This window comes from Anabaena sp. UHCC 0253, from assembly GCF_009712085.1.
In the GTDB taxonomy this organism is placed as follows: Bacteria; Cyanobacteriota; Cyanobacteriia; order Cyanobacteriales; family Nostocaceae; genus Dolichospermum.
Window position 1 is genome coordinate 273,847 of the sequence record NZ_VILD01000005.1, and the last position, 2,233, is coordinate 276,079.

General features: G+C 36.3%; 2 protein-coding genes and 1 pseudogene. 1 reads left to right on the forward strand and 2 read right to left on the reverse strand.

The window, feature by feature from the left end; translation table 11 throughout:
- A partial coding sequence (locus FJR38_RS15495; RefSeq protein ID WP_168538016.1) for a response regulator occupies positions 1-1,145 on the forward strand: 1,145 nt, incomplete at its 5' end.
- Positions 1,146-1,403: 258 nt separating this feature from the next.
- On the opposite strand, the gene FJR38_RS15500 is transcribed toward FJR38_RS15495, so the two are convergent.
- Positions 1,404-1,817, reverse strand: a complete 414-nt coding sequence (locus FJR38_RS15500) for a secondary thiamine-phosphate synthase enzyme YjbQ (RefSeq protein ID WP_168496528.1) — start codon at positions 1,815-1,817, stop codon at positions 1,404-1,406.
- Between the two features lie 7 nt (positions 1,818-1,824).
- A pseudogene (locus FJR38_RS15505) lies at positions 1,825-2,233 on the reverse strand (glycosyl transferase); the annotation flags it as partial.

Consider the following 2,233-nt stretch of genomic DNA (forward strand, 5'->3'; position numbering starts at 1 on the left):
AATCTTTTGGGATGATACCTATTGTTGCGCCTTCAGGAAGAGAAGCGATCGCCTATTTGCAACACCAAAAGTTTGATTTAGCTATTTTAGATATGGAAATGCCAGAAATGGATGGTTTAACTCTGGCTGGAGAAATTCGTAAAATGCCTAATTGTCGTCAGTTACCTTTAATTATGTTAACGTCTATTGGTGTCGGATCCCTAGACCATCATGCGGAAATAAAAAATATTAATTTTGCTGCTTATCTAAATAAACCCATTAAAAAATCCTATCTAGCGAATATCTTAATTAAAATTTTTAGTAATGATGTTATACCTAAAGATAATGCTACATCTCTGACATTATCACAATTTAATTCTCATCTAGCAGAGCAATTACCATTAAAAATTCTTTTGGCAGAAGATAATGTGGTGAATCAGAAGGTAGCTGTAAATATTTTACAGCGTCTTGGATATCGTCCTGATGTAGTAGCGAATGGTTTAGAAGTATTAATAGCTTTACGAAGACAATATTATGATGTTGTTCTCATGGATATACAAATGCCAGAAATGGATGGATTAACTGCGACTCAGAAAATTTGCGAAGAATGGCCATTATCGTGTCGTCCTTGGATTATAGCCATGACTGCTAATGCAATGCAGGGGGATAGGGAAAAATGTTTAGCATTAGGGATGAATGACTACACAACAAAACCAATTCGACTTGAGGAATTAACACAAGCTTTAAGTAATTGTCATAAACCAGATCCAATGAGTCAACAAATGCCTGAATCTTTACCTAAAAATATGCAAATTCTAGATACAGAAACTTTAAAAGAATTAAGAGAAAGTATTTGTGATCACGTAGTTAGCGAATTTATTATGTTAATTGATTCCTATTTAGAAGATTCACCCCAACGATTACAAGCTCTGGGTGATGCAATTACTCAAGATAATGCCAAAAATCTTCGATTAGAAGCGCATACACTTAAATCTAGTAGTGCTATTTTTGGAGCAAAGGAGCTATCTAACCTTTGCAAAAGATTAGAAGATTTGGGACGTGATGGTAATACGAAAGATGCAGCTTCTTTAGTACCACAGGTAATTACACAATACCAGAAAGTAGAGGCTGCTTTGCACCTAGAAAAGCAAAGATATAATATCTAGATAAGTTAGGAGTCGTTAGGGCGAAGCATTCGGAAAATAAACTTGGGAAAAACCGATAATTAATCGTCCGAATGCTGATGCTTCCAGCACGCTCCGCGAACGCCCCTACAAGCTTTGGGTATAGGTTTCAATTTAGATTCCTCATTAATCTGCAATCTTGGCGTTAAAAATTGTTGTTATGACAAGAGAACAGGAAGAAGAAAGTTTTGGGCGATTTTACTTTTCTGCACACATTTTAGTGATCTCACATCCACCTACTTATCCAGAAATGTGAACTACTAACTCTCGCATATTATTTTGTTGACGATGTTCCCAAACATAGATTCCTTGCCATGTTCCTAATACCAAATGACCACGATTAATAGGAATTTGTTCAGAAGTGTGGGTTAAAACTGTGCGGATATGTCCTGGCATATCATCGGGTCCTTCAGCATCATGAATGTAATAGTTGCCTTCTGGGACTATTTTTGCCATGAAATTAGCTAAATCAACTAATACATCAGGATCTGCATTTTCTTGAATTACTAAACTAGCTGATGTGTGACGTAAAAATAAACTACAAAGACCTGTTTCTATGCCAGATTCGGCAACTATGGCTTCAATTTTGGCAGTAATGTTGTGAAATGATTTCCCATTGGTGGAAACTCTTAATAATTTTTGGTAGTGTGTCATGGCTAGTTTATATAGTGTTATACAAATAATCTATCACGGTTTTGGCTATTGTTTCATTGCCATTTTTATCTATGGCTTCGGTTTGTTTTGGTGGTTGGGGTGACTGATAGAGAAAATCCCAATCTCCCTGAAAAAATTCCGGTGCGGTGAGAATTTGATGATGATTATAATTGGTAATTCCTGCTAACATAAACGCTGCTTCTGCAAAATCATCACGGGGAATAGTTACCACTGGTATTTGGAGACGGGTGGCTTCTGAAAATGTCCCATATCCAGGTTTAGAAACAACTCTTCCACAAATCGGCATAAAGTCTACAGGGCGATATTGACGATTTTTAACTTTGATTAGATTAGGTAAATCTGGGGCTGAGGAATCAAAAGTAATAAATTGCCAATCGGGAAATTTGCTGATATTA

What these genes read in the sequence shown, in the direction of transcription:
- FJR38_RS15500 (WP_168496528.1), bottom strand. Translation starts at nt 1,817, where the DNA reads ATGACACACTACCAAAAATTATTAAGAGTTTCCACCAATGGGAAATCA.